This window comes from Amycolatopsis sp. GM8 (assembly GCF_021653975.1).
In the GTDB taxonomy this organism is placed as follows: Bacteria; Actinomycetota; Actinomycetes; order Mycobacteriales; family Pseudonocardiaceae; genus Amycolatopsis_E.
The window spans coordinates 633,925-660,663 of the sequence record NZ_JAJKFK010000003.1 but is presented as its reverse complement, the minus strand read 5'-3'; the positions used below and the strand labels follow the sequence as shown (position 1 = coordinate 660,663).

At 70.7% G+C, this 26,739-nt stretch carries 30 protein-coding genes; 12 read left to right on the top strand and 18 right to left on the bottom strand.

Annotated features, from left to right (window positions below):
- The first annotated feature begins 2 nt into the window (after positions 1 to 2).
- From LOZ83_RS16440 to LOZ83_RS16430, 3 genes are all read left to right on the top strand, one after another.
- Positions 3 to 932, top strand: a complete 930-nt coding sequence (locus LOZ83_RS16440) for a hypothetical protein (protein ID WP_236791570.1) — start codon at positions 3 to 5, stop codon at positions 930 to 932.
- 149 nt (positions 933 to 1,081) lie between these two features.
- Entirely contained in the window at positions 1,082 to 2,305 is a 1,224-nt protein-coding gene (locus LOZ83_RS16435) for a GAF domain-containing sensor histidine kinase (protein WP_236791569.1), read from the top strand.
- A 29-nt stretch (positions 2,306 to 2,334) separates the two neighbouring features.
- Complete coding sequence (locus LOZ83_RS16430; protein ID WP_236792102.1) at positions 2,335 to 2,973, top strand: response regulator transcription factor; 639 nt, start codon at positions 2,335 to 2,337, stop codon at positions 2,971 to 2,973.
- A 5-nt stretch (positions 2,974 to 2,978) separates the two neighbouring features.
- Here the strand turns inward: LOZ83_RS16430 and LOZ83_RS16425 are convergent, their stop codons facing one another.
- Positions 2,979 to 3,866 carry a PHB depolymerase family esterase gene (locus tag LOZ83_RS16425; protein WP_236791568.1) on the bottom strand — a complete coding sequence of 296 codons (888 nt, stop codon included), beginning with the start codon at positions 3,864 to 3,866 and terminating at the stop codon, positions 2,979 to 2,981.
- 222 nt (positions 3,867 to 4,088) lie between these two features.
- On the opposite strand from LOZ83_RS16425, the gene LOZ83_RS16420 reads away from it, so the two are divergent.
- Positions 4,089 to 4,283, top strand: a complete 195-nt coding sequence (locus LOZ83_RS16420) for a hypothetical protein (protein ID WP_236791567.1) — start codon at positions 4,089 to 4,091, stop codon at positions 4,281 to 4,283.
- Positions 4,284 to 4,486: 203 nt separating this feature from the next.
- Here LOZ83_RS16420 and LOZ83_RS16415 read toward each other — a convergent pair whose 3' ends face one another.
- Positions 4,487 to 5,311 carry an IclR family transcriptional regulator gene (locus LOZ83_RS16415; protein ID WP_236791565.1) on the bottom strand — a complete coding sequence of 275 codons (825 nt, stop codon included), beginning with the start codon at positions 5,309 to 5,311 and terminating at the stop codon, positions 4,487 to 4,489.
- A gap of 281 nt (positions 5,312 to 5,592) precedes the next feature.
- On the opposite strand from LOZ83_RS16415, the gene LOZ83_RS16410 reads away from it, so the two are divergent.
- The gene (locus LOZ83_RS16410) at positions 5,593 to 7,197 is read left to right on the top strand and encodes an ABC transporter substrate-binding protein (RefSeq protein ID WP_236791563.1); all 1,605 of its coding nucleotides are present in this window, start codon (positions 5,593 to 5,595) and stop codon (positions 7,195 to 7,197) included.
- A gap of 39 nt (positions 7,198 to 7,236) precedes the next feature.
- Complete coding sequence (locus LOZ83_RS16405) at positions 7,237 to 7,776, top strand: DinB family protein (protein WP_236791561.1); 540 nt, start codon at positions 7,237 to 7,239, stop codon at positions 7,774 to 7,776.
- A 2-nt stretch (positions 7,777 to 7,778) separates the two neighbouring features.
- On the opposite strand, the gene LOZ83_RS16400 is transcribed toward LOZ83_RS16405, so the two are convergent.
- A complete protein-coding gene (locus tag LOZ83_RS16400; protein WP_236791559.1) occupies positions 7,779 to 8,807 on the bottom strand; it encodes an aldo/keto reductase in 1,029 nt (342 codons plus the stop codon).
- A 114-nt stretch (positions 8,808 to 8,921) separates the two neighbouring features.
- Here LOZ83_RS16400 and LOZ83_RS16395 point away from each other — a divergent pair, with 114 nt between their 5' ends.
- Complete coding sequence (locus LOZ83_RS16395; RefSeq protein WP_236791558.1) at positions 8,922 to 9,791, top strand: AraC family transcriptional regulator; 870 nt, start codon at positions 8,922 to 8,924, stop codon at positions 9,789 to 9,791.
- On the opposite strand, the gene idi is transcribed toward LOZ83_RS16395, so the two are convergent.
- The 9 genes from idi to LOZ83_RS16350 all read right to left on the bottom strand — a co-directional run bounded on the left by idi (position 9,780) and on the right by LOZ83_RS16350 (position 16,208).
- Positions 9,780 to 10,364, bottom strand: a complete 585-nt coding sequence (gene idi / locus LOZ83_RS16390; RefSeq protein WP_236791556.1) for an isopentenyl-diphosphate Delta-isomerase — start codon at positions 10,362 to 10,364, stop codon at positions 9,780 to 9,782. The genes LOZ83_RS16395 and idi overlap by 12 nt on opposite strands.
- 13 nt (positions 10,365 to 10,377) lie before the next feature.
- Complete coding sequence (gene yidC / locus LOZ83_RS16385; RefSeq protein WP_236791555.1) at positions 10,378 to 10,959, bottom strand: membrane protein insertase YidC; 582 nt, start codon at positions 10,957 to 10,959, stop codon at positions 10,378 to 10,380.
- A gap of 85 nt (positions 10,960 to 11,044) precedes the next feature.
- A complete protein-coding gene (locus LOZ83_RS16380; protein WP_236791553.1) occupies positions 11,045 to 11,257 on the bottom strand; it encodes a hypothetical protein in 213 nt (70 codons plus the stop codon).
- Positions 11,258 to 11,331: 74 nt separating this feature from the next.
- Complete coding sequence (locus LOZ83_RS16375; protein ID WP_236791552.1) at positions 11,332 to 11,634, bottom strand: DUF6412 domain-containing protein; 303 nt, start codon at positions 11,632 to 11,634, stop codon at positions 11,332 to 11,334.
- 24 nt (positions 11,635 to 11,658) lie between these two features.
- Positions 11,659 to 12,195: a hypothetical protein gene (locus LOZ83_RS16370; protein WP_236791550.1), complete on the bottom strand. Its 537-nt coding sequence runs from the start codon at positions 12,193 to 12,195 to the stop codon at positions 11,659 to 11,661.
- Between the two features lie 12 nt (positions 12,196 to 12,207).
- Positions 12,208 to 12,867: a response regulator transcription factor gene (locus LOZ83_RS16365; RefSeq protein WP_236791548.1), complete on the bottom strand. Its 660-nt coding sequence runs from the start codon at positions 12,865 to 12,867 to the stop codon at positions 12,208 to 12,210.
- Positions 12,867 to 14,258: a HAMP domain-containing sensor histidine kinase gene (locus tag LOZ83_RS16360; protein ID WP_236791546.1), complete on the bottom strand. Its 1,392-nt coding sequence runs from the start codon at positions 14,256 to 14,258 to the stop codon at positions 12,867 to 12,869. The genes LOZ83_RS16365 and LOZ83_RS16360 overlap by 1 nt, the downstream gene beginning before the upstream one ends.
- A 20-nt stretch (positions 14,259 to 14,278) precedes the next feature.
- On the bottom strand, positions 14,279 to 14,995 hold the full coding sequence (locus LOZ83_RS16355; protein ID WP_236791545.1) for a type 1 glutamine amidotransferase: 717 nt from the start codon (positions 14,993 to 14,995) through the stop codon (positions 14,279 to 14,281).
- Complete coding sequence (locus LOZ83_RS16350) at positions 14,988 to 16,208, bottom strand: MurT ligase domain-containing protein (RefSeq protein WP_236791543.1); 1,221 nt, start codon at positions 16,206 to 16,208, stop codon at positions 14,988 to 14,990. Before LOZ83_RS16350 ends, LOZ83_RS16355 begins: the two co-directional genes overlap by 8 nt.
- Positions 16,209 to 16,394: 186 nt before the next feature.
- On the opposite strand from LOZ83_RS16350, the gene LOZ83_RS16345 reads away from it, so the two are divergent.
- The 4 genes from LOZ83_RS16345 (at position 16,395) to LOZ83_RS16330 (ending at position 19,640) form a co-directional block, all read left to right on the top strand.
- Positions 16,395 to 17,612 (top strand): esterase family protein, encoded by a 1,218-nt coding sequence (locus LOZ83_RS16345; RefSeq protein WP_236791541.1) that lies wholly within the window; start codon positions 16,395 to 16,397, stop codon positions 17,610 to 17,612.
- Between the two features lie 137 nt (positions 17,613 to 17,749).
- Positions 17,750 to 17,914, top strand: coding sequence for a hypothetical protein (locus LOZ83_RS16340; protein WP_236791540.1), 165 nt, complete (start codon positions 17,750 to 17,752; stop codon positions 17,912 to 17,914).
- Between the two features lie 41 nt (positions 17,915 to 17,955).
- Positions 17,956 to 18,492: a Chromate resistance protein ChrB gene (locus LOZ83_RS16335; protein ID WP_236791538.1), complete on the top strand. Its 537-nt coding sequence runs from the start codon at positions 17,956 to 17,958 to the stop codon at positions 18,490 to 18,492.
- A complete protein-coding gene (locus LOZ83_RS16330; protein WP_236791536.1) occupies positions 18,492 to 19,640 on the top strand; it encodes an MFS transporter in 1,149 nt (382 codons plus the stop codon). The genes LOZ83_RS16335 and LOZ83_RS16330 overlap by 1 nt, the downstream gene beginning before the upstream one ends.
- Before the next feature lie 13 nt (positions 19,641 to 19,653).
- Here the strand turns inward: LOZ83_RS16330 and LOZ83_RS16325 are convergent, their stop codons facing one another.
- The 4 genes from LOZ83_RS16325 to LOZ83_RS16310 all read right to left on the bottom strand — a co-directional run bounded on the left by LOZ83_RS16325 (position 19,654) and on the right by LOZ83_RS16310 (position 23,310).
- Positions 19,654 to 20,826 (bottom strand): cytochrome P450, encoded by a 1,173-nt coding sequence (locus LOZ83_RS16325; RefSeq protein ID WP_236792101.1) that lies wholly within the window; start codon positions 20,824 to 20,826, stop codon positions 19,654 to 19,656.
- Positions 20,827 to 21,245: 419 nt separating this feature from the next.
- Positions 21,246 to 21,440: a ferredoxin gene (locus LOZ83_RS16320; RefSeq protein WP_236791534.1), complete on the bottom strand. Its 195-nt coding sequence runs from the start codon at positions 21,438 to 21,440 to the stop codon at positions 21,246 to 21,248.
- On the bottom strand, positions 21,437 to 22,102 hold the full coding sequence (locus LOZ83_RS16315; RefSeq protein WP_236791533.1) for a TetR/AcrR family transcriptional regulator: 666 nt from the start codon (positions 22,100 to 22,102) through the stop codon (positions 21,437 to 21,439). The genes LOZ83_RS16320 and LOZ83_RS16315 overlap by 4 nt, the downstream gene beginning before the upstream one ends.
- Positions 22,099 to 23,310: a cytochrome P450 gene (locus LOZ83_RS16310; RefSeq protein WP_236791531.1), complete on the bottom strand. Its 1,212-nt coding sequence runs from the start codon at positions 23,308 to 23,310 to the stop codon at positions 22,099 to 22,101. The genes LOZ83_RS16315 and LOZ83_RS16310 overlap by 4 nt, the downstream gene beginning before the upstream one ends.
- A 130-nt stretch (positions 23,311 to 23,440) precedes the next feature.
- Between LOZ83_RS16310 and LOZ83_RS16305 the strand changes: the two genes are divergently transcribed.
- The gene (locus tag LOZ83_RS16305) at positions 23,441 to 24,877 is read left to right on the top strand and encodes an MFS transporter (protein WP_236791527.1); all 1,437 of its coding nucleotides are present in this window, start codon (positions 23,441 to 23,443) and stop codon (positions 24,875 to 24,877) included.
- 46 nt (positions 24,878 to 24,923) lie between these two features.
- Here LOZ83_RS16305 and LOZ83_RS16300 read toward each other — a convergent pair whose 3' ends face one another.
- On the bottom strand, positions 24,924 to 25,727 hold the full coding sequence (locus LOZ83_RS16300; protein ID WP_236791526.1) for an ABC transporter permease: 804 nt from the start codon (positions 25,725 to 25,727) through the stop codon (positions 24,924 to 24,926).
- On the bottom strand, positions 25,724 to 26,707 hold the full coding sequence (locus LOZ83_RS16295) for an ATP-binding cassette domain-containing protein (RefSeq protein WP_236791525.1): 984 nt from the start codon (positions 26,705 to 26,707) through the stop codon (positions 25,724 to 25,726). Before LOZ83_RS16295 ends, LOZ83_RS16300 begins: the two co-directional genes overlap by 4 nt.
- Positions 26,708 to 26,739 lie beyond the last annotated feature (32 nt).

Sequence of the window (26,739 nt, the reverse complement as noted above, 5' to 3'; positions counted from 1 at the left end):
AGATGTCCGCGACGACGGATCCGCAGCCGGGGCATCCCGCCATTCAGCATCTCGACAAGGCCTTCACGAACGCGCCCAAGCTTGCCGGTTATCTCGAGTATCTGGCACATCCGGAACAGAACTACGGTCCCCGGCTGCTCGATTCGGTCGGGTCGGAGTCGAGCATCGGGGAACCGCAACCGCCGAACCAGAATCCGCCCTATGTCGGGTCCGTGCTCCGCGAATTGACGATCCCGGAGTTCTTCGCGGCCGCCGATGTCCTTTCCGGGCAGGATGTCGACGCACTCGGCGGACCGGTCGGCGTGATCGAGGAAATGCGGCATCGCAAGGACGGGCCGCAGGGGCCGCTGCAGGACACCGCGGACGTGTGGATACGACTCGACGGTGCGATCGACGCCCTGGACAAGAGCTGGACGAGCGATTCCGGAAAGGGAGTCGTGACGATCCTCGGCGATATGCGGGTGTGGTACGGGCACCGCACCGAGAAACTCTTCGTGATGTCCAAACGTCTCGTGGAATTCGGGGTCGCGATCAGGGTGGCGCGCCGGAACCTCAACGATCTCATGGGCAAGCTCGTCGACGGGCTGGAAGCGCACACCCGGGATTCCGGGTTCGACGCGGGAGTGTTCAGCATCATCGGCAAGGTCGTGGGATTCGGCGTCGGGAAAATGGAGCCGACCGGAGTGGCGTCGCTCGTCTTCGGCACTTTCTACGACCAGGCGATGAAGGCGGCCCAGGCCGATACCAAATCGGCGGGTCTGGAAGGGGCGAAGTTCTACGACATTCTGCGGTCGTATCTCGATGGCGCGCGCCAGGTCTGCGAGGACATGGCCGATACGGTGCACAGTCTCCTGACCAATGCCGACCTGGGGGACAACAGCATCACGCAGTTGCGCGGGACGATCCCGCCCCCGCCCACACTTCGCGGGTGAAACCGCGCATCCCCTGCGACATTTGTCTCGGGCGCCGTAGGACAGCGGCTCACCGGACCGGGAAACATCGGGTCACCCCCTTGCGGCCACGCGCGTGGCCTGCCCAGACTTGGACCGCCGGGATACGACGCTGCACGAAGGGGTCCAGCGTGACGGAAGTGATCACGAACGCCACCGGGACCTGCCCCGCCTGCGGCCGGCCACCGGGCGAGGTGGGCGGGTCCGACGCCGAGCGCCGCCGGCTCGCGGCCATCGCGCGGGCCGCCTCCAGCGTGGCCGACGCGGCGTCGCTCAGCGTGACCCTCGACGTCGTCGCGCGGGAGGTCGTGCAGGCCACCCACATCGCCGCCGTCCAGATCCTGAAGGTCGAACAGGGCACGATGCGCGTGGTCGGCAAGGCCGGGTTCACCGACGCCGACGACTTCGCCGAGCGGCTCGAACAATGCCGCCAGCTGGGCGCGCGGCTGATGTTCGTCGAGGCTTTCGAGAACCAGAAGCGGATCGTGGTGCCGCACCGGAAAGCGGCGGTGATGGCGGATCCGAAGTGGGCGCCGCTGCACCAGATCATGGGCGCGCCGAACTGGGACAGCTTCGTGGCCGTCCCGCTCGTCGTGCGAGGCCGCGCGGTCGGGGTGCTGAACGCGTTCTACTCGCCGGGCGAGGACCCGGTCGACGAGACGCTGGAGTTCCTCGAGGCGATGACCGACCAGGCCGCGATGGCGGTCGACTCGGCGGAGCTGCTGGCCCAGTCCCGGCGCGAGGCGCAGCTGCACGAGCGGGCCCGGCTCGCCCGGGAGCTGCACGATTCCGTCGTACAACAGGTTTTCTCGATGCGGATGCACGCGAAGGCACTGCGCGCGAAGGTGGGCGCGTCCGAACAGGTGCAGGGTGTCGCCGACGAACTGCTGGACCTGGCCCAGAACGCGCTCGCCGACCTGCGCGGTCTCGTGCTGCAGCTGCACCCGCTCGAACTCGCCGGGCGTGATCTCGCGGGCGCGCTCCGCACACTCGCCGAGTCGGTCCAGGCCGCTTCGGGCGTGCGGATCGACATCGCCACCACCGAACTGCCGGCCATGCCGACCGAACTGCAGGACGATGTTTTCCGGATCGTGCAGGAGGCGCTCAACAATGTCGTCAAGCACGCGCAGGCGACTTCGGCGGGTGTCACGGTCACGGTCGAGGGCGGGAAGCTCACGGTCCAGGTGACCGACGACGGGGTGGGCCTCGCGGGCGATCCGCGGCCGCAGGCGCTGGGGCTGGTGTCGATCCGGGAGCGAGCACAACGATGGAGTGGAAATATGCGGATCGGCAACATCACCGGCGGTTGCCGGGTCACGGTCCGGATGACGATCCCCGCGGACGGCCGGCCGTGACCGCCGCGGCCACCGGGCAGATCGGCGTGATGGTGGTCGACGACCATGCCGTCGTCCGGCGCGGATTGGCCGCGTATCTGGAAAGCGCCGAAGGTATCGAGGTCGTCGCCGAGGCCGTCGACGGCCAGGACGCGCTAGCACGGCTAGCCCGGATGGCAGCGCAAGGATGGCTACCACAGGTCGTGCTGATGGACGTACTCATGCCACGGCTGGACGGGATCTCCGCGCTAGCGTTGCTAGCGGGAAAATATCCGGACGTGCGTGTCGTGGTGCTGACCAGCTTCGGCGAGACCGAGCGGGTGCACGCCGCCCTGCAGGCCGGTGCCGCCGGCTACCTGCTCAAGGACGCCGACCCGGACGAGGTCGCCGCCGCGATCCGGGCCGCCGCCCGTGGCGAGGTCCACCTCGACCCGGCGGTGGCCGGACGCCTGACCCGCCAGCTCGTCTCCCCGCCGATGGGCCTGGCCGCCCTGACCGCGCGCGAACGCACCATCCTCACACTCGTAGGACGTGGGATGTCCAACCGGCAGATCGCGACCGAACTGTCGATCAGCGAACGAACCGCCCGGACCCACGTGAGCCACGTGCTGACCAAACTGCAGCTGCCGTCCAGAACCCAGGCGGCACTGTTCGCGATCCGGGAAGGACTGATCGACGCGCCCAGCTGAAAAGGTCAACGGGGCGAGGCGGCCGGCGTGGCGATGCCGAGGAACTCCGCCGTGGCACTGGCAGCCGAGATTTCCTGGTTGGTCCTGCCGAGGATGAACGGTGCTTTGCGGGGGCCCGGAACGGTGTGCCCGCCGTTGTGGATCGTCAGGAGCCGCACCGCGGGTTGTCCCGCTTCGCGGTAGTCCGTCTGCTCGACCCAGGTCTTGCCACGCGCACCGGTGCCGTTCGGCGGCCGCGTGATCACCGGCGTGGCCGAGATGCCGTTGCGGCGAGCGAAGTACTCGGCCGTCGCCGGCATCGAGAGCGCCGTTCCACCGACCTTGAACATCCGTCGCGCCCACCCGCTCATGGTGCCGCCCCGGTAGGGGACGATCGGGTCCTTCGTCCCGTGGATCAGGAGCACCGGCAGTGGCGTGACCGGGGGCATACCGGCCGGCAGGTGGAAGCTTTCGGGTGCGGGCATTGTCGCGCTGAACACGGCCGCGCCGGCGAGCAGGCCGGGGACCTCGTGCATCAACCGCATCACCAGCTGGCCCCCGTTCGAGTACCCGGCAGCGAATACGCGGTCCGGATCGATGCGATGTGAGGCTTCGAGCTCACGGATGACGGCACGAGTGAAGGCCACGTCGTCGACATTCTCCAGGCGTGCGGGGAAGAAGCTCTCTTTGCGAGCGTCGTTCCAGTTGCCCCGGTAACCGTCCAGATAGGCGACCACGGCGGCACCGCCGGCGGCCATCGCGTCGAACGAGCGACCGGTGAACTTGCGGTGTGTCTCGCCGTCCTGCTTGGAGCCATGGAAGATCAGAACCAGATCTCGCCGTGGAGACGAGTCCTGCTCGCCTACGACCGTGTACGTCCGTTTCCTGCCGCCGACCTCTACGGTATTGCGCATCGTCACGTCCTCGCATCTCGTTGCCGCCCATGCGGCACGAAAACGACGCTAAACGCTGACATCGTGTCAAGGTCAAGTCGTCGGTCCTGTGTGCTTCGAGGTGCGGCGTGATCATCAGCGAACTCAGCGCGAAGACGGGCGTGAGCCCACGCTCACTGCGCGACGAACGGCTACCGTCACTACCACGACGACGCGATCCCGGTGGTGCGAACCATCCGGTCGATGTACGACGCCGGGTTCTCCACTCAGACGGTTCGCACCTTCCTGCTCTGCGCGACCGGCAACCACGACGAGGTTGACGCCGACGCCATCCGCGAGAGCGTTACCCAGATGCGCGACGAGCTCGCCAGCCGTATCTCCGAGCTCACCACCACGCGCGAGACATTGACGCGGTTTCTCGAACAGGGGTGGACGTGAGGGGGAGAGCCGACGCCGATCGCTGATCGTCTAGCGGGCCGCTTTCTATCGGGGTTGGGGGAGGTGTGGGTGGGCTGGTCTGGTGGTTGCGTTTTGTTGCCGGGTGCCGGGCCGGCGTGTTTGCGCGTGGTGCGGGCGTGTTTGCTGGTGGCGCGGGTGAGTTGGCCGGCTGCGCGGGTGAGTTTGCCCGTTGCGCGCCGTCGTTACCGCGCTGGGTGGGGTCTTGGGTGCCCGGATGTGCTGAACCAGGACTCGCCCGGGGGTAGTCCTCGGCCTGCCAGCGTTTTCGACAGGGAGCGGGACGTTTCCAGCAGGATCCGGGCCAGTGCGCGCGGGCGGGCCCGGACCGTTTCCACCACCACGCTGATCGCGGCCGCCACTTGACCGTCGACGCCCAGCACCGGCACCGCCACGACCATGTCGTCGACGGTGATCTGGCCGCGCGCCACCGCGACGCCCGTCTGCCGGATGCGGGCCAGGTGCCGCCGCAGCTCAGCCGGATCCGTGACGGTCAACGGCGTAAAGCGTTCCAGCGGCGACGAAAGCACCTTCGCCTGCAGGTCACGGTCGGCGTGCGCGAGCAACACGAGCCCGGTCCCGGTGGCGTGCATCGGCCACCGATCGCCCACCCGGCTGCTGACCGCCTTCCGTGCCCGCAACGCCTCGACGTAGACGACCTCGAGACCGTCCCGCACCCCCAGATGCACATTGCCGCGCGTCGCCTCGTGCAGGTTGTCCAGGTACGGGAACGCCGCCTCCCGCAATTGAAGCCCACGCGGGGCAAGCGCGGCCAATTCCAGCAGCCGCAAACCGACCGAGTAACGCCCGTCCGCATCACGTTCCAGGCCGCCCCAGTCGACCAGTTCCCGGATCAGCCGGTGCGCCGTCGGCAGCGTCAAGCCGGCCCGGCGGGCGATTTCGCTCAACGACAGGGTGCGGTGCCGTGGCCCGAAAGCGCTCAGCACCGCCAGCACGCGCATCGCGGCGGTCGGGCGTGCCTGGTCCACAGGCGCAGTGGGAGCGGACATGCACACCTCCGCGAGACTCCGGTGTCTGCACCGTCCGAAGTGGACTGATCTCCGGCCGGAACAGGTGCTCGTCCGATTCTTCCCACGCCCGGGCGCACGCACAAGACAGCGGCCGGAACCGCTCGCCGCACCCGCGACGGATGTTGTATCCGCCACCGGCGGGAACCGGATCGTCTTCCGCCACGCGAAATCCATCGTTGCCGGGGCAGATCCCGTTGGCCACGCTGTCGGCACCCAAGTGAGCCACGTCACCTGGCCGGACCGGACTGTGGAGGACGCCGGTGAATGCGAAGATCCGATGGTTCGCGCTCCTGTTCGGCACAATGCTCGGACTCGTCGCGTGCGGCGGCACGAGCACCCCCAGCGGCAGCGGCGCCGCGCCAGCCGGGCCACCCCAGCGCGGCGGCGAACTCACGGTGCTGGAGGACAGCGCGTTCGCGGGCGGCTGGCCCTCGGGCCTCGACCCGGCCACCAACACCACCGGCGGCGCGAACATCTCGCAGATGTACGCCATCTACGGCGGCCTGTTCAGGCTCACCGCCAACGACGACGGCAGCAACGCGAAGGTCGAGCCCAACCAGGCCGAGAGCTACCAGATGCTCGACGGCGGCCGCACCGTCAAGATCACCCTCCGCGACGGCATCACCTTCTCCGACGGCACCCCGTTGAACGCCGACGCCGTCGCGTTCAACTTCCGCCGCGACGTCACCGCGACCTGCACCTGCGCCCCGCAATGGCCGCTCGCCCCGGACGGTATCTCGACCGAGGGGCCGCGCACGGTCGTGCTGAAGTTCACCCGCCCCAACGCGACCGCGATCAACGCGTTCCCGATCTCCAACGTCAACTGGATCGTGTCGCCGGCCGCGCTGCAGAAGGCGGGCCCCGACCAGTTCAAGATCAACCCGGTCGGCGCCGGCCCGTACACGGTGGTGTCCAACCGGCTCAGCTCGGAGCTGGTGCTGCAGCGCAACCCGGGCTACTTCAAGCCCGGCCTGCCGTACCTGGACAAGCTGACCTTCAAGTCGATCGGCGGCGACCAGCCCGCATACCAGGCGCTGCAAGCGGGTCAGGCCCAGGCGTACGAAGGGCTGAGCACGGTTCCCTTGCTGGACCAGGCGAAAACGAACACCCAGCTGACCGTCACCTCGCAGCCGCCGACCTCGCCGTACGTCATCCAGCTCAACACCAAGACCGCCCCGTTCAACAACGAACTGGCGCGCGAGGCGATCTACTACGCCACGGACTTCGACGCGATCTCGCGCGGGCTGTTCAAGAACCTCTACCCGGTCAGCCAGTCCTTCACCGGACCGGGCGGGCTGTTCTACCACCAGACCGTGCCCGGCTACCGGACGTTCGACCTGGAGAAGGCCAAGCAGATCGTGCAGCAGCTGGGCGGGCTGAACATCAAGCTCGGCACGCTGGGCGCGTACGTGGCGCAGCAGGTCGTGACCGCGCTGCAGACGCAGTGGAAGGCCGCGGGCATCAACGTCACCATCGAGACCTACCAGCTGAACTCGCTCGTGCAGCAGTTCAACTCGGGCACCTGGCAGGCGATGCTGCAGACCGCGGGCGCGTGGGACCCGGCCGCCGGGGTGGGCGTCTCGTTCCGGTTCGCCTCGACCTACCCGTTCAGCGGGGTGGCCGACCCGCACGTCGACGACCTGCTGAACCAGGCGTCGGCGACGATCGACCTGGGCCAGCGCGACACGCTGTACCAGGAGGCCGGGAAGTACCTCAGCGACAAGGCCTACGCGCCGTTCGGGCTCGCCTTCGCCCCGGCGAACCTCGCGGTGAAGGGCGTGTACGGCCCGGGCCTGACCACGAAGATCCCGCCGCTGGTGGTCAACAGCGGCGTGCTGTGGGACGAGGTGTGGAAGGCGCAGTGACCCGCTGAGCAGTGGGGCGCGCCCGTAGACTTCCCGGCCATGACGGACGTGGACGAACACGGGCGCCCCGAACCGCCGTACGCCGGGGACGAGGTCGAGACCCTGCTGGGGTTCCTGGACTTCCAGCGCGGGACCTTCGAATGGAAGTGCTCGGGCCTGGGGCCGGAGGGTTTCCGGGCGACGGTGGGCGCGTCGTCGATGACGCTCGGCGGGATGGTCAAGCATCTGGCCTGGGTCGAGGATCACTGGTTTTCCCGCTGGCTGCACGGAAACGAGCGGCAACCGCTGTGGAACGGCGTGGACTGGCAGGCCGACCCCGACTGGGACTGGCACTCCGCCGCGCACGACACTCCGGAGCAGTTGCTGGTGCTGTGGAAGGACACCGTCGCCAGGTCCCGCGCCCTCGTCGCCGGCGCGCTGGCCGACGGCGGGCCCGCGCGGCTGTCCCGGCACACCTGGCCGGACGGGCGGCCGGTGAGCCTGCGCTGGATGCTGTGCCACCTGGTCGAGGAGTACGCCCGCCACAACGGCCACGCCGACCTGATCCGCGAGTCGATCGACGGCCTGACGGGGGAGTGACCTCAGCGGCGCCGCAACCGCGCGTGTTCGATCGCGGGCGGGGTGGCGGCGTAGTTGTCCCGGGGGTCGAGATCGACGCCGGGCGGGACGATCTCATCGATCCGGTCCAGCACGTCGCCGGACAGCTCGGTCTCGGCGGCGGGCAGCAGGCTGTCCAGGTGTTCCCGCGTGCGCGGTCCGATCAGGACGGCGGTCACCGCCGGATGCGCGCGTACGAAAGCCGTCGCCAGCTGCGGCAGGGTCAGGCCCGCTTCGCCGGCGAGCGCCGCTAGCTTCGCCGCCGCGGCGGCCTTCGCCTGGCCGGCCGGGGCGCCGGGGTCGTAGGCCGACGACTCGGGCGTCGCGCGGTAGAGCGCGGCGCGGTGGCTCGAGGCGACGTCCGCCCGCCCGGACAGCCACCCGCCGTTGAGCGGGCTGAACGTGAGCACGCCCAGGTCGTACTTCTGGGCGACCGGGAAGACCGCGGCCTCGGGCTTGCGCGTGAAGATCGAGTACAGGCACTGCTCGGTCACGAACCGGTGCGTGCCACGACGTTCCGCCGCCCACTGCGCCTCGACGATCGTCTCCGCCGGGAACATCGACGAGCCGAACGCGAGGATCTTCCCGGCTTGCACCAGATCCGACAGCGCGGACAGCGTCTCCTCCGGCGGAGTGTCGTGGTCGGGGCGGTGCAGCTGGTACAGGTCGATGTGGTCGGTGCCGAGCCGCCGCAGGCTGTTCTCGACCGCGCGGATGATCCAGCGCCGCGAGGCGCCGCGCTGGTTCGGGTCCTCGCCCATGGGCAGGCCGAACTTGGTCGCGAGCACGACGTCGTCCCGCCGGGTCTTGATCGCCTTGCCGACGATCTCCTCGGACTCGCCTTGTGAGTAGCGGTCCGCGGTGTCGATGAGGTTGATACCGGCGTCGAGTGCACTGTGGACGATCCGGATCGCGTCGTCGTGGTCCGGATTGCCCAAAGAGCCGAACATCATCGCGCCGAGTGCGAACTCGCTGACCGAGATTCCGGTCGCGCCGAGGATCCTGCGTTTCACTGGTGGTGCCTTTCTCTTGTCGCTGATCACAGGACACCACCGCGGTGCGGGGGAGTGTGAGCGCGATCCTGCCGCCGCCTTGCGCGATCCTGGCGAGTTCGCTTGGTTGGAGGAATGGACCTGCTCGACGAACTCCGGACGCTCATCACCCGCCACGCCCGGGGACAGCGAGACGAAGCGGTGCGGCTCGCCGACGGGGTGAAGGTCACCAGGCGCGAGGAGCCGACGGAGCCGTCGGCCGGGATGACCGAGCCCTCGGTCGCGGTGGTCGGATCGGGGGTGAAGCGGACGGTGCTCAACGGCGTGCCGTACGAGTACCGCGCCGGGCAGTATCTCGTGTTCTCGCTGGATCTGCCGGTGTTCGGCGAAGCGCTGAAGGCGAGCCACGACGAGCCGTTCACCGTGTTCAGCATGCGGCTCGACCCGGCCGAGATCGCCCCGCTGCTGCTCGAAACGCCGGCCCGGCCGCCCGAGTTCGGCGGCCTCGCGATCAGCGACGCGACACCGGAAATCCTGGACCCCGTCGTCCGCCTGCTGCGGATCGCCGACCGCGCCGACGACCTGCGGGTGCTCGGGCCGGGCATCCGGCGGGAGATCCTGTGGCGGCTGCTCACCGGCGAGCAGGGCGCGTTCGTCCGGCAGATCGGCCTTGCCGACGGCATGCTCGCGCACGTCTCCCGCGCGATCGGCTGGATTCGGCGGCACCACAGCGAACCACTGCTCGTCGCCGATCTCGCGGAGCTCGCCGGGATGAGCCCGTCCGCCTTCCACCGGCACTTCCGAGCCGCGACCTCGATGACGCCGATCCAGTTCCAGAAGCAGATCCGGATGCAGGAGGCCCGGGTGCTGCTCAAGACCCGGACCGCCACCGTGGCCGAGGTCGGCTACCGCGTCGGGTACACCAGCGCGTCCCAGTTCAGCCGCGAGTACCTGAAGGCTTTCGGTGTTTCCCCTGGGGCGGAACGGAATTCCCTACGCGACTGACTTCCGCAGCGCCGCCGGCGGCAGCAGTGACTCATCGGCCGCGGGCCACGCCAGCGGGTCCGGCCCGAGCGCGGTCAGCTCCGCGATCTGCTCGGCGCACCACGGCGACACCGCGCGCCGCCCGCCGCGGACGTCCTCGGCGAAGGTGGTCCAGTCCACCCATTCGTAACTGTCTACTTCGGACGGATCGGGTACCGGGTCACGGTCGGTGCGGGCGCGGAACACCGGGCACATCTCGTTTTCCACGATGCCGTCCATGACGGCGCGGTAGCGGAAGCGGGGCAGCACCAGGGTGAGCCCGCTGATCTCGGCGCCCAGCTCCTGGCGGATCCGGCGCGGCACGGTGGTCATGATGTCCTCGTCCGGCGCCGGATGGCCGCAGCAGCTGTTGGTGAGCAGGCCGGGGAAGGTCTTCTTGGTCCGCGCGCGGGTGGTCAGCAGCAGCCGGCCGTCCGGGCCGAACAGGTAGCAGGAGAAAGCCAGATGCAGGGGTGTGTCAGTGTGGTGGACCTCCGCCTTGTCCAGCACGCCAGTCGCTTCCCCGGACTCGTTCAGCAGCACGACCTGTTCCATGCGAGGAAATGTACTAGGTTCGGGTGCCCTCCCGGTCCACGATCCCGGCGAGCACATGTTGCTGTGCGAATGTCCACACGTTGTTCGCGACGAAGTACAGCAGCAGCCCGATCGGCACCGGGAAGAAGAACCCGGACACGAACACGCCCGCGGGCGCGAGGTACATCATCACCCGGCTGACCAGGGTGGCCTGCGGGTTGGTGGCGTCCTGGTGGCGCAGGCCCAGCCGCATGGACAGGAAGGTCGCCAGGCCCGCGAGCAGCATCAGCGGGATCGCGACCGCCAGCAGGTGCGGCCGATCGGTGCCCAGCGCGGACAGCTGCGCGGGTGACTCGCTCAGCCACGCGCCGAGCCGGGCACCGAACACGTTGGCGCCGAGGAAGGACTCGACCCCGGCCTGGTCGAACACGTGGTTCGAGGACGCGCCCGGCGTGAAGTCGCGCAGCACCCAGTACAGGCTCAGGAACGCGGGGATCTGGATCAGCGCGGGCAGGCAGCCGGCGAGCGGGCTGGTGCCGTGTTCGGCGTGCAGCTGCTGGATTTCCCGGGTCATCCGCTCGCGGTCGCCGCGGTGGGTGTCCTGGATCTTTACCAAGCCGACCAAAGTAGGCCAGCCCGATCAACCGGCGGCCGACCTACGTTCAGCCGATCGCCGTGACTGCCGGTCGGCTTGGTAACCATCAGCACAGCATTTCCGGGGCCAGCTCGCGCATCCGGCGGGCGGTGCGCAGTTGGCCGAGCGCGGGTTTGACCAGCAGCAGGCGGACGGTGAACACGAGGAAGACCACGGCGAGCACCCAGGTCAGCCCCGCGGCGGGGCCGAAGAGGGCGCCGAACGCCGCGTGCCAGAGCCAGAGGACAGCCGAAACAGGGTAGAGAAAGACATCGAACATGAAGGAACGCTCCGTCGGATCGAGCAGGTGAATGGGCAGGCCGGAAGGCGGCTGCCGGGCTCGAAACGCGGAGGTCAGGCAGCCGGGACGGCTGCTGCCGGTGCCCGGGGACGGGCGCGGCCCGGGGCGTCCGGGTCGCAGAGCCGGACGCGGCCCAGGACACGGTCGCGCAGGCTGACCGCGCGCACGTGGGTGGGCGCGGCGGTGATCTCGACGCGCAGGCAGATCCCGATGACGGCCAGCGCGGCCACTCCCGCGGCGAGCGCGGTGGCCAGTTCGGCCGGGCTCGCGCCGACTGCCGGGAGGGCGAGGAACAGGGCGGGCAGCACGACGGCGAGCGCGAACTTCAGCCGCGCTCCGAGGTCGGTGTCCACCATGCGGCCGACTGTACCGGTTTCCCGTCAGCGCCAGCGCACGGATTCGACGATCCGCCGCCAGGCGGCGTCGTTGCGCGCGCCCGACGGGCCGGACAGGGTCAGCACGAGATCGTGCCGCGCCCGCCAGAACTCGTACCGCTCGACGGACACGATCACCGGCGGCGCCGAAGCCGGCTGGGCCTGGTAGGTCACCCGGATCGCCGGCCCAGCCGCGGTCACCGAGCCGAGGATGAAGTGGTCGTTGGTGGTTCGCAGCAACGGCACGGCCTCGGCGGTCACGGACTCGGCCGTCGGTGCACGCGGCGTGGCCGAGGTGTCCACGGCGACGCTGTCGAAGCCCGAGGTGAACAGCAGCGAGCTCCCGCCCGCCGTCCGGATCCACCCGTCCGGCACGTCGACCGAGGCGGACCCGTCGGCGGTGGTCACCGTGACGAAGGGCTGGGTGGCGGGGATTTCGCCGATCATCGTGGCCGGCGGGGGAGCGGCGGGCCGTTCACCGGCGGGGGCGGCACAGGCGGCCAGCATGATCGCCGCGGCGAACACCGGGATGGTGCGGTGCATGACCCTGCCCGCTCAGTCGTGCGAGAGCCGGTAGCCGACGCCGCGCAGCGTCTGGATGAACCCGGGCCCGATCTTGCGCCGCAGGTACCCGATGTAGACCTCGACGATGTTCTCGTCGCCGTCGTAATGCGCGTCCCACACGTGCGTCAGGATCTCGTGCTTGCTCAGCGCCTCGCCACGCCGCCGCAACAGGAACTCGAGCAGCCCGAACTCGCGGGCGGTCAGCTCGATCTCCTTCTGTCCTTTGTGGACAGTCCGGGCGGCGGGGTCGAGCCGCAGGTCGCCGAGGGTGAGCACGGCGGGCCGCTCGGGCGCGCCGCGGCGCATCAGCGCCCGCAGCCGGGCGACCAGCACGACGTAGGAGAACGGCTTGGTGAGATAGTCGTCGGCGCCGAGGTCGAACGCGTCCGCCTCGTCGTACTCGCCGTCCTTCGCGGTCAGCATCAGCACCGGCGTCCAGTTCTCCCGCTGCCGCAGGCTTTTCAGCACGGCGTAGCCGGACATGCCGGGCAGCATGATGTCGAGCACGATGACGTCGAACGAGTGCTCCTGGGCGAGCCACAACCCGTCGGGCCCGGTGTGCGCGGTCTCGACGGTGAAGCCGTCGGCGGTCAGGCCCTTGCGCAGGGTTTCGGCGAAGGCCAGCTCGTCCTCGATCACCAGGATCCGCATCACCCACCGTCCTTCAACGGAAGCCGGATGAGGAAGTGCGCGCCCGGGTAGTCGTTGTCCTCCCCGGCGGTGCACTCGGCGCTGCCGCCGTGCCGGGCGGCGATCCCCGCCACGATGGCGAGCCCCAGCCCGGCCGACCCGCCCGCGCCGTGGTGGCGGGCGTCGTCGCGGCGCACGAACCGTTCGAAGATCCGCGTCCGGTCGACCGCGGGCACGCCCGGCCCGTCGTCGGCGACCTCGACGTACGCGCTGGCGCCCTCGGTGCCCGTCCGCACCATGATCCGCTGCTTCGCGTGCTCGCGCGCGTTGTCGACGAGGTTGCGGATCGCCCGGCGCAGCTGGGCCGGGTTGCCGCTGACCTTGGCCGGTTCCGTGTCGATCGCGACCTCCGGCAGCCGCGCGGCGCGGGCGCGATCGGCCTCCGTGCGGGCCAGATCGTCGAGGTCGACCTCGGTGTGCGGGGGATTGTCGCTCGCGTCGTCGGTGCGGGCGAGCAGCAGCAGATCGTCCACCAGCTCGCGCAGGCGCGCGGTCTCCGTCGACACGACGTCGAGCAGTTCGGCGGTGTTCATCGCGTCCGGATGGTGTTCGTGCACCTCCAGCGCGGTGGTGACGGTGTTCAGCGGCGAGCGCAGCTCGTGGCTCGCGTCGGCGACGAACCGGCGTTGCGCGCCCTGGGCCGAGGCCAGCCGGGCGAGCATCGAGTTCAGCGTCGTGGCCAGGTTGTGCAGCTCGTCGTGCCCCGGCGGCAGGCCGACCCGGCGGCCGAGATCCCGGGTGGAGATCTCCGCGACCGTGCGCCGCATCTGCTCGACCGGCCGTAACGCCGCGCCGACCGCGCGGTACACGGCGAGCGCGGCGATTCCCAGCAACGGCACCGCCGCGGCGCCGAGCAGCAGCGAGAGCCGGGCCGACGCCTCACTGACCGGCTCGAGCGAGCGGGCCGAGATGACCGTGTACGGACCGCCGGGCCCGGCCACGCCGGTGGAGACGAGCCGGTAGTCGCCGTCGGTGCCGTTGACCGGCATCGTGACCGTCTCCACGATCTCCCGCCCCGGCGTCGGGCGCGCCGACGTGAGCGGCGGGCGCCCGGCGATCGCGGGATCGCTCGCGACCGGGCGGCCGGCGCGGTCGAGGACCTGGAGCACCGACGCGCTGTCGCCGGTGCTGGCCACGTCGCTGCCGGTCAGGTCGCGCGCGCCCTCCTTCGTGATGTCGGCGATGACCTGCTTGCCGGCGCTGCGCGCGTTCTCCGTGGTGGCCTTGTCGAGCGACCAGCCGAGCAGCAGGATCACCACGACCCCGGCCAGCACGAGCGAAGCCGCCACCGCGACGACGGCGACGACCGTCGTGCGGGTGCGCAGGCCCGGCCGGGGAAAAACGCGTGACATGGGTGCAGCGTAAGCAGGTCTCATCCCCGATGCCCGCCCGCGCGCAGCCGTTCCTCGCGCAGCGCGCTCACTTCGGCGAGCGGCAGTGCGGGGAGCGGCGCGCCGAGCACCCAGCCCAGCAGGAGGTCGGCGAGCGCGGGATTGCGGGCGAGGACGGGGCCGTGCAGGTAGGTGGCGAGGACGCGGCCGGTGACCGCGCCGTCGGTGCCGTCGCCGTTGCCGGTGCCGGCGAGCACGCGGCCGAGCGGGCGGCTGCCCCGGCCGAGCGTCGTGACACCGAGGTGGTTTTCGAATCCGGTCAACGGTTCCGCGCCCAGCCCCTGATCGGCCTGGACGACGACCTCGCCGACCGCCCGCCGGTCGCCCGGGCTGGTTTCCGCGTCGAGCAGGCCCAGGCCTTCGTGGCGCACACCGTCGGTGGTGCCGAACCCGGTGCCCAGCAGCTGCAGGCCGGCGCACACGCCGAAGACGACGGCGCCGCGGGCGGCGGCGCTTTGCAGGCCGCGGTGCTCCCGCAGATGCGCCGCGGCGAGTGTCTGCGACTCGTCCTCGCCGCCGCCGAGCAGGTACAGGTCGAGCCCGGCCGGAACCGGTTCGCCGTAGTGGAATTCGGTGATGGTGGCCGGGATTTCGCGCCAGTGCAGGCGACGGCACAGCACCGTCGCGTTGCCCGAATCGCTGTAGGTACCCAGCACGTCCGGCAGGACGAGCCCGATCCGGACCGCGGACTCACTCATCGGCCATCCGCTGCGCCACCCCGCGGAACGCCGTGTAGTTCGCGACCAGCTCCACCGACTCGCCGTCCAGCGCGGCGACCGCGGCGATCGGGTCGCGGGCGACGGTGTGCGGCACCTCGGCGTAGGTCAGCCGGACCGCCAGGTCCATCGCCCGCTCGCCGGCGGCCACCACCGGGCGCCCGGCGAGCCGTTCGAACGGCACGTCCCACAGCCACGACATGTCCCGCCCGTCGGCCTCGCGGCTGTTCACCGCGATCACGACCGGCGTGTGGGAATCCAGCAGTGGCAACGTTTCCCGCCAGCCCGCCGGGTTCTTGGCCAGCAGCAGCCGCACCGAGTGCCCGGCGACGGGGGCGCGGCGGTACCGGCCGGCGACCGCGCTGATCGAGCGCACCCGCTCGATCGCGGTTTCCGCCGGGACGCCGAGGTGCACCGCGGTGGCCACGGCCATCGCGGCGTTGGCGGCGTTCGCCCGCCCCGGCAGCTGGAGGTCCAGCGGCAGTGAGCTTCCCGGCGTGGTCAGGTCATCGCCGTCGAGTGTCCACAGTGGAGCGGGCCGGGTGAACCCGCACACGCACTGCCAGTCCGTGCCGTCGCGCAGGATGGCCTGGCCGCACCGGGCGCAGGCCAGCGCGTCGGCGTGCCAGCTCTGCCCGGCGCCGACCCACACCTGCCGCGCCGCGGCGAGCGCGGCCGAGGTGACCAGCGGGTCGTCGCAGTTGGCGACCACCGTCGTCGAGGGCAGCCGGGACACCACGGCGCGCAGCTCACGTTCGGTGGCCCGGACTTCACCCATCCGGTCCAGCTGGTCGCGGCTGAGGTTCAGCAGCACGAGACAGGCGGGCCGCAGCTCGTCGGCGACCGCGGAAACGTAGTTCTCGTCGACTTCTAGCACTGCTAGCGGCGCGAGCGGGTTCGTGGCCAGGGCCGCGAGTACCCCGTCGGGCATGTTCGCGCCGTCGGCGTTGAGCGCGACCGGGCCGAGGGTCTGCAGGATCCGGCTCAGCATCAGGGCGGTCGTGGTCTTGCCGTTCGTGCCCGTTATCAGCACCACGGTGCGGTCGCGACCGAGCCGGGACAGCGCGCGCGGGTCCAGTTTCAGCGCCACCCGCCCGCCGATCATCCCGCCGTTGCCGAGTCCGAAACGGCGAGAGGTCGCGGCGGCGAGCCGGGCTCCGGCGATCGCCAGCCTGGTCCGTGTGGGGGTCAGCACGCCGTCACCCTTCGCTACCGACGCTGTGAGGACCCTGAGAAAGCTGGAACAAAAAGCATACTCCGGTGAAACCGGACGGAAGATGCCCTAACCGGAGGATAGCCCACACTCGCTGAGTGCACGCTGAGTGCGATCACCCCATGTGGCCAGCGAAAACACTCTTCGGGGGCTGGCTAGATTGATCGCGTGCACGCCTCCGCCATCCGCATCGACACCCCGTCCGCCGTCATCATCGCCGCGGTGCTCGCGCTGCTCTGCGTGGTCGCCGTGCCGTGGGCGTGGGACCGCTGGCGCCGGCGGGTGCTCGGCCGGACGAGCACCACGGTGCTGGCCGTCATCGCGGTCGTCGGCGCGTCCGGCCTCGGCGTCAACGCGGCCGGCAGCTTCTACCCGACGCTGGGCTCGCTGCTCGGCACGTCGCCGAACCCGGCCGAGGGCACGGTCGCCGACGCCGGCCCGGACGGGCGCGACCTGGGCCGGACCCTGGCCACGGCGAGCGAGCGGTCCGCGAACGGGAAGGGCTCGCTGCTGCACCTGACCGTCACCGGGCACCGGACCGCCATCACGCGCGACGTCGACGTGTACCTCCCGGCGGGCTACACGGCGCCGGAATGGGCGGGCTTCCGGTTCCCGGTGCTGGAATGGATCCCGCATTTCCCGGGCGAACCGCGGCAGGTCGCGACGCTGTACGGGCTGCCGGACCTGCTCGACAAGCAGATCGCGAGCCACCGGCTGCCGCCGGTCGTGGTGATCATCCCCGACCCGAACGGGGAACCGCGGCTGACCCACGACTCCGAATGTGTCGACGCCGTGGGCGGCCCCGCGAACGACACGTTCCTATCGGCGGACCTGCGCCGGTGGGCGCTCGACTCGCTGCACGTGCGGGCGGACCGGCAGGGCTGGGCGGTCGCGGGCTGGTCCTCCGGCGGCTACTGCGCGCTGAACCTGGCCGCCCGGCATCCGCAGTGGTTCTCCGCTGCGGCGAGCATGAGCGGGTACGACATCACGCCGGACGACGTCGAGACCGGCAACCTGTTCCACGGCCGGGCGGATGTCCAGCACGCCAACGATGTCAGCGCGAGCCTGCGCGAACACCCGTCCCCGGTGCGGCTCCTGGTGACCGCCGACGGTGCCGCCGGGGACGAGCGCGCCGCGCTGGACCGGCTGCACGCGGCCGCCGCGCCGCCGACCGAGCTGACCACGTGGTTGCTGACCCCCGCCGGGCACAATCTCGCCGCGGTACGCGAAGAACTGCCCGCGGTGCTCGACTGGCTCGACTCGCAACTGGGCAACCCCGTCCCACTCGGCACCGTGCCGCCACAGCAGATCACGACCGTCGGCGCGTGGCCGCTGCCGGACGTCGGCACCCCGGGCAGTCTTCGCGGTATCGACACGACCCTTTAGCAATCCGACCGAAAGTAGGCGGAGACGGTCCGCCGCGGACCTGCTCGTAGACACCCTTTTCCGCCGTGGCTGCTGTCGGATTGATAAAGAACGGCACAGTAACGGCGGTGGTCGTTGTGGAGGGCCACACTGGAGCCATGGACACACCTGCCAAACGGCGAGCGGAACTGAACCCCGCCCGCGTGCTCGGCCTCGCCGCGGTCGCGTCGGGCATCCTCGCCGCCGCGGTCAACGCCGACGCGTGGTGGTTCCTCCTCGGTGTCATCGCCTTCGTCTTCCTCTTCGTCGCCGGCGAAGGCTGACGCGCACCTCCGCTGATGTAACACGTGCTACATTGTCCGATGTGACGATCCGGTGGCTCGTGCTGGTGGTGCGGGTACCGGCGCAGCCGTCCCGGCACCGGGTGGCGGTGTGGCGGGAGCTGCGCCGCGTCGGTGCTTTGCCGCTGGGACAAGGAACCTGGGCGGTGCCGGACGTGCCGGGCTTCGCCGGCGGCGTGGCGCGCGTGCTCGAACTCGCACAGGGCGGCGGGGGCGAGGTCGTCGTGCTGGACGCGGCCGGGCGGGACGAGCACGACGCGACGCGCCTGCGGGAGCTGTTCACCGCCGAGCGCACCGAGGAATGGTCGGAGTTCCTGGCCGACTGCGGCAAGTTCGACGCCGAGATCGACAAGGAGATCCGCAACCGCAAGCTGACCATGGCGGAGCTGGAGGAGGAAGAGCAGAGCCTCGAACGGCTGCGCCGCTGGCACCGTGACCTCAAGGCGCGCGACGTGTTCGGCGCCCCCGAGGCGGCCGAGGCCGCGCGGCAGCTCGAACACTGCACGGCCCGGCTGGCCGAGTACACCGACCGCGTTTTCCAAGCGCTGCACCAGATGTGATGCGCAACGCGACGAGACCCTTGTACGCGGCGGGATTCGTCACCGCGTTCGGGGCGCACAGCATCGCCGCCGGCCTGGGCGGTTACGTCGGCGGCCACGCGTCGCTGCTGACGCTAGGATTCCTGCTGGCGCTCTACGACGGTGCCGAAGTGGTGCTGAAACCGGTGTTCGGCTCGCTGGCCGACCGCGTCGGCCCCCGGCCCGTGCTGCTGGCCGGGCTGGTCGCGTTTTCCTTGGCATCCGGTGCTTTCGTGCTCGCCGGAGACCCGGCGATGGTGGGGCTGGCCCGGCTCGGACAGGGCGCCGCCGCGTCCGCGTTCTCCCCGGCCGCGGGTGCTCTGGTGGCGCGCCTTTCGCCGAAGACGAGCCACGGCAGGGTGTTCGGCGGGTACGGCGCCTGGAAGAGCCTCGGCTACACGCTCGGTCCCCTGCTGGGCGGGGTGTTGACGACCCTCGGCGGATTTTCGTTGCTGTTCGGGGTTCTCGCCGGGCTGGCGCTGGCGGTCGCGGGGTGGGCGGCGCTGGCCGTGCCCGTGGTCCCGCCGCTGCCGCGGACGCGGCAGACCGTGCTCGATCTGGTGCGGCGCCTGCGCAATCCCGGATTCCTGCGGCCGACCTTCACGCTCGCGGGCACCACCGCGGCGTTGGCGGTCGGCGTCGGGTTCCTGCCCGTGTCGGGCGCCGCGGACGGGCTCGGCCCGGTGGCCACCGGCGCCACGGTCTCGGTGCTCGCCCTGTGCTCGGCACTCGCGCAGCCGTGGGCCGGGCACCTGCGCGACACCGGGCGGTTGAAGGACCGTCCCGGCATGGCGGCGGGGCTCGGGCTGACCGCCGGCGGGATGCTGCTGGCGGCGCTCGTGCCCGGGATCGCGGGGGTCCTCGCGGCCGCGGTCGCCCTGGGTGCCGGGATCGGCCTGGCCACCCCGCTCGCGTTCGCGCACCTCGCCGCCGTCACACCGCCGGACCGGCTGGGACAGACCATGGGTGCCGCGGAGGTCGGCCGGGAGCTGGGCGACTCCGGCGGCCCGCTGCTCGTCGGCGCGATCGCCACCGCGGCGACGCTCGGCGCCGGGTTCGCCGGCCTCGCCGCGGTGCTCGTCGTCGCCGGAATCGCCGTCCTCGCGCGCACCACCCGGCCCGCACCCTGACTGTTCGCGCGCGTTACCAGGTGACCGGCAGCTCGTAGACCCCGTAGACGGAACCGTCGTGCTTGAACGGGATCCGTTCGAGATCGGTCGCGAGCGCCAGGGTGGGGATGCGACGGTACAGCGTGCTGTAGACCACCTGCAGCTCCAGCCTTGCCAGCGGCTGGCCGAGGCACTGGTGCACGCCGAACCCGAAGGCCACGTGGCCCCGCGCGTTCCGCGTGAGGTCGAGGCGGTCGGGCTCGGGGAACATCTCGCCATCCCGGTTGCCGACGTCGTTGGCGAGGATGAGCCCTTCCCCGGCGCGGATGGTCCGCCCGGCGATCTCGATGTCCTCGCGCGCGACCCGGCGCCGCCCGTTGTGCGTGATGTTCAGGTACCGCAACAGTTCCTCGACGGCCGAAGCGACCAGTGCCCGGTCGTCACTCTCGCGCAGCAGCGCGAGCTGGCCCGGATTTTCTAGCAACGCTAGCGTACCGAGCGCGATCATGTTCGCCGTCGTCTCGTGCCCCGCGATGAGCAGCAGCACGCCCATCTGCGCGGCCTCGCTCCGGGTCAGCTCACCGGCCTTGACGCGGGCGGCCAGCCCGGACAGCAGGTCGTCGGCGGGGTTCTCGAGCTTCTCGCCCATCAGCTCGTCGAGATAGCCACCCAGGGCACGCTGCCCGGCGGCCCGCTCTTCCGGCTTCGCGTCCCGCCGGATGATGACCTTGCTGTTGTCCTGGAAGAACTCGTGGTCGGTGTACGGCACGCCGAGCAGCGCGCAGATCACCAGCGACGGCACCGGCAGCGCGAACGCCTCGACGAGGTCCACCGGCCTCGGTCCGGCCAGCAACTCGTCGATCAGGTCGTCGACGATCTTCTGCACCGCCGGGCGCAGCGTCTCGGTGCGTTTGACGGTGAAGGAACCGGTCACCATCCGCCGCAGCCGCGCGTGGTCCGGGTCGTCCATCAGGATGAAGCTGATGGTCGAGCCCTGGCCGGTGATCGGCGCCGGGCTCGGGTAGCCGGGGCGGCTGATGTCGGCGCTGACCCGCGGGTCGGCCAGCAGCTTGCGCTGTTCGGTGTAGCCGGTGACGAGCCACGGGGTGCTGCCGTCCCAGAGCCGGACCCGGCTCAGCGGGCCCTCCTGCTGCCGGGCGCGGACCTCCGGGGGCGGGTCGAACGGGCAGCCGGCGGCTCGCTGCATCGGGAATTCGGGGATCTCGGTGGTGGTCACGCTGTTCCTTCCACTATTTTCCCGCCGCCGCAGGCGGGTCTGTTTGGGCATGTTCCAGCCGAGCACGCCGGTGACGTGACCGTCGTGCCGGTAGGTCGTGACGAACCGGCCGCCGCGGAGACACCCCGGTGGCCACGACAATCGCGTCGGCGCCGAGTGTTCGCCCGGCTGCAGTGCGCACCGTGTGCCCGTCGACCGGTCGCCCAGGATGAACTCGGTGTCCAAAGCGGACAGTGCCGTTTCCTTGCGGAGTAACGTCCGGTCGTACGGCAGGTGCGGCTCACCGCCGAGCACGGTGAGAATGCCCTGGTAACCCTTACGGCGCAAGGCTTCCGCGGTGGTCAGGCCGGCCGCGGAAGCTCCGACGATCAGCACGCTGCCGGGCAGGCTCATTCGACGAGTTCGATCGCCACCGCCGGGCACATGCTCGCCGCCTCGCGCGCCGCGTCCTGCTGATCCGGCGCGGGCTCGGCGTCGAGCAGGATCACGATGCCGTCTTCCTCCCGCTGGTCGAACAGCTCCGGCGCGACCAGCACGCACTGCCCGGCGCCGCAGCATTTCTCCTCGTCGATGGTGATCTTCACGAACGCGATCCCTTTCCGGTCTTGGTCACCGGGGCGAGAAAGATCCCGGCGATGGCGTCGATCATTCCCGTGCCGGCGTCGTGCCAGCTGGCGCGCGGGGTGGGGGTGCCGTCGGCGAGCGCGCGTTCGCGCTCGGCCAGCATGTGCACCATCAGCTGGCGCGCCATGGCGTCGCGCTCGGCCCGCACCGCCGCCGGGAGCTTGGGCAGGCACCGGTTGAGTCCGGCGAGGCACTGGTGCAGCGAAGGCGCGGTAAGCGCTTCCTCGATGATGATCGGCCGCAGCGCGGGATCGGTCATCACCTGGGCGGAAAACCGGGCGTTCCAGGTCGGGCTGCCCAGCTCCGCGAGGTGCACAGTGGACGGACGCACCAGGCAGGCCACCCAGTCCCGCACGTCCGGCGAATCCTGGACCTCGGCGACCATGTCCAGCCGCAGCTCCTCGAGCCGCTCCGCGTGCCTGCGCGCGATCGCCCGCACCAGATCGGCCTTCGTGCCGAAGTGGTAGCCGACGGCGGCGTTGTTGCCCTGCCCCGCGGCCTCGCTGATCTGCCGGTTCGACACGGCGACGACGCCGTGCTCGGCGAACAGCCTTTCGGCCGTCACCAGGATCAGGTCCCGGGTCCCTTCCGACCGCTCGGCCCGGGCCGTCCGGCCGCTCACGCCGACCACCGCACCGGCAGTTCGCGCAGCCCGCCCACGACGAGCCCCTCCACCCGGCGCAGTTCGCCCACCGGAACGGCCAGCCGCAACGCGGGAAGCTTGCGCAGCAACACTTCCAGCACGGTCTGCAGCTCGGTGCGGGCGAGCGACTGACCCAGGCACGAGTGCGCACCGGCGCCGAACGCGAGATGCGGGTTCGGGCTGCGGGTCAGGTCCATCTCGGCCGCGCGCGCGAACGCGGTCTCGTCCCGGTTCGCCGCCGCCATGCTGCACACGACGGTCGTGCCCGCGGGCATCCGCACACCGGCCACCTCGGCTTCTTCGCCGATATAGCGCGGCATCCCGAAGCCCGGGTTGGCGTCGAACCGCAGCGCCTCCTCGACCGCGGACCGCACGAGCGACGAGTCCGCGAGCAGCTGCTCCCACCGCCGCCGGTCGGCCAGCAGCAGGCCGACCATCTTCCCGATCATGTTCGCCGTCGTCTCGTGCCCGGCGACAAGTAGCCCCCGCCCGGTCGCCACCAGCCGCGCGTCGGACATCCGCTCGCCGGCCGAGTCGGTGCCCACGATCAGCTCGCTCAGCAGATCGTCACCCGGCTGGTCGCGCTTCGCGGCGATGTGCCCGGCCATATAGGCGTTGAACGCCACGTCCGCGGCGTCGATCTCGGCCTGCTCGTAGCGGGTCAGGTTGAGCAACGTGTCGGACCAGTAGGCGAACCGGTCGCGGTCGCTGTCCGGCACGCCGAGCAGCGCGCAGATCACCCAGACCGGCAGTGGGAAACCGAGGCACGCCTTGAGATCCGCGGGCTCGCCCTGCTTCACCATGTCGTCGATGAGCTGCTCGGCCATCGCCGCCATGCCGGGCTTGAGTGCGCTCATCCGCTTCGCGGTGAACCACTTGGACACCATCCGCCGCCACCGCTGGTGCCCCTCGCCGGTCTGGGGGAGCGCTTCGGCCATCGAGCTCTTGAACACCCCGCCCGCTTCGGACACCCTGGCGGCGTCGTCCGCGTCGAGTTGCCGGGTGAAGCGCGGGTCGGACAGCACCTGCCGGACGTCGTCGTACCGCGTCACGAGGGAGGCCGTGTCGCCGCTGGGCAGTGTGACCTTGGCCACCGGGCGCGTGCTCCGCAGCTCGGCCCATTCGGCGGGCGGCTCCAGCGCCGCCCTGCTCGGGATGGGATAGCTCAGCCGCTCGACCTGCTCCACCGTGAACCTCCGCCCGGATCTCCGCTGTAGTTCGTGGCCAGTCAACCGAAGGTGATAACTTAAGTCAAGCGACTGAAGTAATAGACTGCGCGACGGCCGGACAAGCCGTGCGAATCGGAGGTTTTCCCTGATGGCGCTTGCCACATCGTCCAGAGCGACGCCCGTAGTGGCGGTGCTCGCGTTCTCCGGGATCGTGGTCTCGCTCATGCAGACCCTGGTGATCCCGCTCATCCCGGAACTGCCGGAGCTGCTGCACTCGTCGGCCTCGGACGCCACCTGGGCGATCACCGCGACGCTGCTGGCGGCCGCGGTCGCGACCCCGACGATCGGGCGGCTGGGCGACATGTTCGGCAAACGCCGCATGCTGCTGGTGAGCCTGGTGCTGCTGGTCGCCGGGTCCGTGGTCGCCGCGCTGTCGGACTCGCTGGTGCCGATGGTGGTCGGCCGCGCGCTGCAGGGTTTCTCGTCCGCCGTGATCCCGCTGGGGATCAGCATCATGCGCGACGAACTGCCCGCCGAACGGCTCGGCTCGGCGACCGCGCTGATGAGCGCGTCGCTCGGCGTCGGTGGCGCACTCGGCCTGCCTGCGGCCGCGCTGCTGGCCCAAAGTGCCGACTGGCACGTGCTGTTCTGGACCGCCGCCGGCCTCGGGGTGATCGCCACGGCGCTGGTGCTGGCGCTCGTGCGGGAGTCCGAAGTGCGCTCGCCGGGCCGGTTCGACGTCGCGGGCGCCGCGGGCCTGTCGGTCGGATTACTGGCCCTGCTGCTCGGGATTTCGAAGGGCGCCGACTGGGGCTGGGGGAGCGGGCGGACGCTGGGGCTGTTCGCCGCGGCCGTGATCGTGCTGCTGGTCTGGGGCTGGTGGGAGCTCAGGACCCGGCAGCCGCTGGTGGACCTGCGCACCACGGCACGCCGTCAGGTGCTGCTGACCAACATCGCGTCGGTCGTGTTCGGGTTCGCCCTGTTCGCGATGTCCCTGGTGCTGCCGCAGCTGCTGCAGCTTCCGACGGCGACCGGGTACGGGCTGGGCCAGGAGATGCTGACCGTCGGCCTCGTGCTGGCGCCGTCCGGTCTGGTGATGATGGCGATGGCGCCGTTGTCCGCACGGCTTTCGCGGAGCCGGGGCCCGAAGGTGACGCTCATGGCCGGGGCCCTCATCGTCGCGATCGGCTACGGCCTGGGCACGGTGCTGATGTCGGAGATCTGGGAACTCGTGCTCGTCTCGGCGGTGATCGGCGCGGGTATCGGCCTGGCGTACGGCGCCATGCCGGCGCTGATCATGGGTGCCGTGCCGGTGTCCGAGACCGCCGCCGCGAACAGCCTCAACACGCTGATGCGCTCGATCGGCACCTCGTTCGCGAGCGCGGTCGCGGGCGTGCTGCTGTCCCAGCTGACGATCACCCTCGGCGGCGTGGAACTGCCGTCGCAGAACGGTTTCCGTGTGGTACTAGGTCTCGGCGCCGTGGCCGCACTCGTCGCGCTGGCGTTCGCGGCGTTCCTGCCCGGGCGGCGCCCCGCGCCCAGCCCGGCCGCGGCCGAGCCGGCGACCGCACCGGCCGCCGGCTGACCGGGCAGCGGCAACAGGCCGGCGCGGGCCTGTTGCCGCACAACGGTTATTTGCTCGCCACCCGCCGGTATTTCAGCGTCGCGAGCGGGGCGAAGATCGCGATGATCGCCACGCAGCACAGCACCGCGTAGAGCGCGGCGTGCTCGGCCGGCCAGCCCGTCTGCGGCGCGCCCCACCGGTTGCCGAACAGGTCACGGGTCGCGTTGATCACCGCAGTGAACGGGTTCCACTCGGCGATCACCCGCAGCACACCCGGCAGCTTGTCGAGCGGGACGAACGCCGCGGAGATGAAGCTCAGCGGAAACATCCAGATCAGCCCCGCGCTTTGGGCCACCTCGACACTGCGCGCGGTGAGCCCGATCAGCGCGCCGACCCAGGACAGCGCCCACGCGAACATCAGCATCACCAGGTAGCCCAGCACCGCGTCGAGGAAGCTGCCGCGGATCCGCCAGCCGACGATGAGCCCGCACAGCGACATCACGATCAGCGCGACGACACTCACCACGAGATCCGACGTGGTCCGGCCGAAGACCACCGCCAGCCGCGACATCGGCAGCGAGCGGAACCGGTCGATGATGCCCTTTTGCAGGTCGTTCGCGAACCCGATCACGGTGAACGCCGAGTTGAACGCGACCGTCTGCGCGAAGATCCCGGCGATCAGGAACTCGCGGTACGCCCCGCCGCCCGCGTCCCCGCCGATCGCGTTGCCGAACACGTACGCGAACAGCAGCACGAACATGATCGGCTGCAGGGTCGCGGCCATCAGCCAGTCCGGGTTGCGCCGGACGTTCATCAGGTTGCGCCACGTGATGACGCCGCCGTCGGAGAAGCCCTTCGCGATCGCGTTCATTTCGCCGCCCTCGCCTTGGTTTCCGTGGTTTCCGTCGCGCCGTGGCCGGTCAGGGACAGGAACACGTCGTCCAGCGTCGGCCGGTGCAGGCCGACGTCGTGCACGGTGACCTGCTCCGCGTCGAGCCTGCGCAACGCCTCGATGAGCGCCTTGGGGCCGGTGTCGACCAGGATCTCGGCCCGTCGCGTGTGCTCGTCACTGGTCGGTTCACCGGAGCCGACCTCGCGCAGCACCTTCAGCGTGACCGGCAGGTCCTCGGCCGCGGCGACGACCAGCTCGAGCCGCTCGCCGCCGGTCTGGGCCTTCAGCTCGTCGGCCGTGCCGCGCGCGATCACCCGGCCCTTGTCGATCACCACGATGGTGTCGGCGAGCTGGTCGGCCTCCTCCAGGTACTGGGTCGTGAGCAGCACCGACGTGCCGTCCGCGACCAGTTCCTTGATGACCTGCCAGGTGTCGAGCCGGCCGGCCGGGTCGAGCCCGGTGGTCGGCTCGTCGAGGATCACGACGGTGGGTTCGCCGACCAGCGCCCCGGCGAGGTCGAGCCGCCGCCGCATCCCGCCCGAGTACCCCTTCGCGGGCCGGTCGGCGGCCTCCGCCAGCTGGAACCGGGCCAAGAGCTCGCGCGCCCGCGCGCGGGCGGAAGCCCTGCGCCGGCCGTAGAGACGGCCGACCATGTACAGGTTTTCGTACCCTGTCAGGTTTTCGTCCACCGCCGCGTACTGACCGGACAGGCCGATCTCGCGGCGGACGGCGTCCTTCTCGGTGAGCACGTTGTGCCCCGCGACCCACGCCTCGCCCGAGTCGGGGCGCAGCAACGTGGTCAGGATGCGCACGGTGGTGGTCTTCCCGGCGCCGTTCGGGCCGAGCAGGCCGAGCACGTGCCCGGCCGGGATGTCCAGGTCGACGCCGTCCAGCGCGCGCGTCTGCCCGTACGTCTTGACCAGCGCGCGCGCCCGGACCGCGGTATCCGGTTGCGACATTGCGGTGTTCCCCCTTTTGGTCCTCCTGTGTG

Coding starts and splice junctions, on each gene's coding strand:
- LOZ83_RS16300 (WP_236791526.1), bottom strand. CDS start 25,727: ATGAACGCGATCGCGAAGGGCTTCTCCGACGGCGGCGTCATCACGTGG.
- LOZ83_RS16375 (WP_236791552.1), bottom strand. CDS start 11,634: ATGGTGGACACCGACCTCGGAGCGCGGCTGAAGTTCGCGCTCGCCGTC.
- LOZ83_RS16420 (WP_236791567.1), top strand. CDS start 4,089: ATGTACGACGCCGGGTTCTCCACTCAGACGGTTCGCACCTTCCTGCTC.
- LOZ83_RS16330 (WP_236791536.1), top strand. CDS start 18,492: ATGCGCAACGCGACGAGACCCTTGTACGCGGCGGGATTCGTCACCGCG.
- LOZ83_RS16370 (WP_236791550.1), bottom strand. CDS start 12,195: ATGCACCGCACCATCCCGGTGTTCGCCGCGGCGATCATGCTGGCCGCC.
- LOZ83_RS16295 (WP_236791525.1), bottom strand. CDS start 26,707: ATGTCGCAACCGGATACCGCGGTCCGGGCGCGCGCGCTGGTCAAGACG.
- LOZ83_RS16405 (WP_236791561.1), top strand. CDS start 7,237: ATGACGGACGTGGACGAACACGGGCGCCCCGAACCGCCGTACGCCGGG.
- LOZ83_RS16365 (WP_236791548.1), bottom strand. CDS start 12,867: ATGCGGATCCTGGTGATCGAGGACGAGCTGGCCTTCGCCGAAACCCTG.
- LOZ83_RS16360 (WP_236791546.1), bottom strand. CDS start 14,258: ATGTCACGCGTTTTTCCCCGGCCGGGCCTGCGCACCCGCACGACGGTC.
- LOZ83_RS16415 (WP_236791565.1), bottom strand. CDS start 5,311: ATGTCCGCTCCCACTGCGCCTGTGGACCAGGCACGCCCGACCGCCGCG.
- LOZ83_RS16425 (WP_236791568.1), bottom strand. CDS start 3,866: ATGCGCAATACCGTAGAGGTCGGCGGCAGGAAACGGACGTACACGGTC.
- idi (WP_236791556.1), bottom strand. CDS start 10,364: ATGGAACAGGTCGTGCTGCTGAACGAGTCCGGGGAAGCGACTGGCGTG.
- LOZ83_RS16440 (WP_236791570.1), top strand. CDS start 3: ATGTCCGCGACGACGGATCCGCAGCCGGGGCATCCCGCCATTCAGCAT.
- LOZ83_RS16340 (WP_236791540.1), top strand. CDS start 17,750: ATGGACACACCTGCCAAACGGCGAGCGGAACTGAACCCCGCCCGCGTG.
- LOZ83_RS16355 (WP_236791545.1), bottom strand. CDS start 14,995: ATGAGTGAGTCCGCGGTCCGGATCGGGCTCGTCCTGCCGGACGTGCTG.
- LOZ83_RS16395 (WP_236791558.1), top strand. CDS start 8,922: ATGGACCTGCTCGACGAACTCCGGACGCTCATCACCCGCCACGCCCGG.
- LOZ83_RS16380 (WP_236791553.1), bottom strand. CDS start 11,257: ATGTTCGATGTCTTTCTCTACCCTGTTTCGGCTGTCCTCTGGCTCTGG.
- LOZ83_RS16430 (WP_236792102.1), top strand. CDS start 2,335: ATGGTGGTCGACGACCATGCCGTCGTCCGGCGCGGATTGGCCGCGTAT.
- LOZ83_RS16325 (WP_236792101.1), bottom strand. CDS start 20,826: ATGCAGCGAGCCGCCGGCTGCCCGTTCGACCCGCCCCCGGAGGTCCGC.
- LOZ83_RS16305 (WP_236791527.1), top strand. CDS start 23,441: ATGGCGCTTGCCACATCGTCCAGAGCGACGCCCGTAGTGGCGGTGCTC.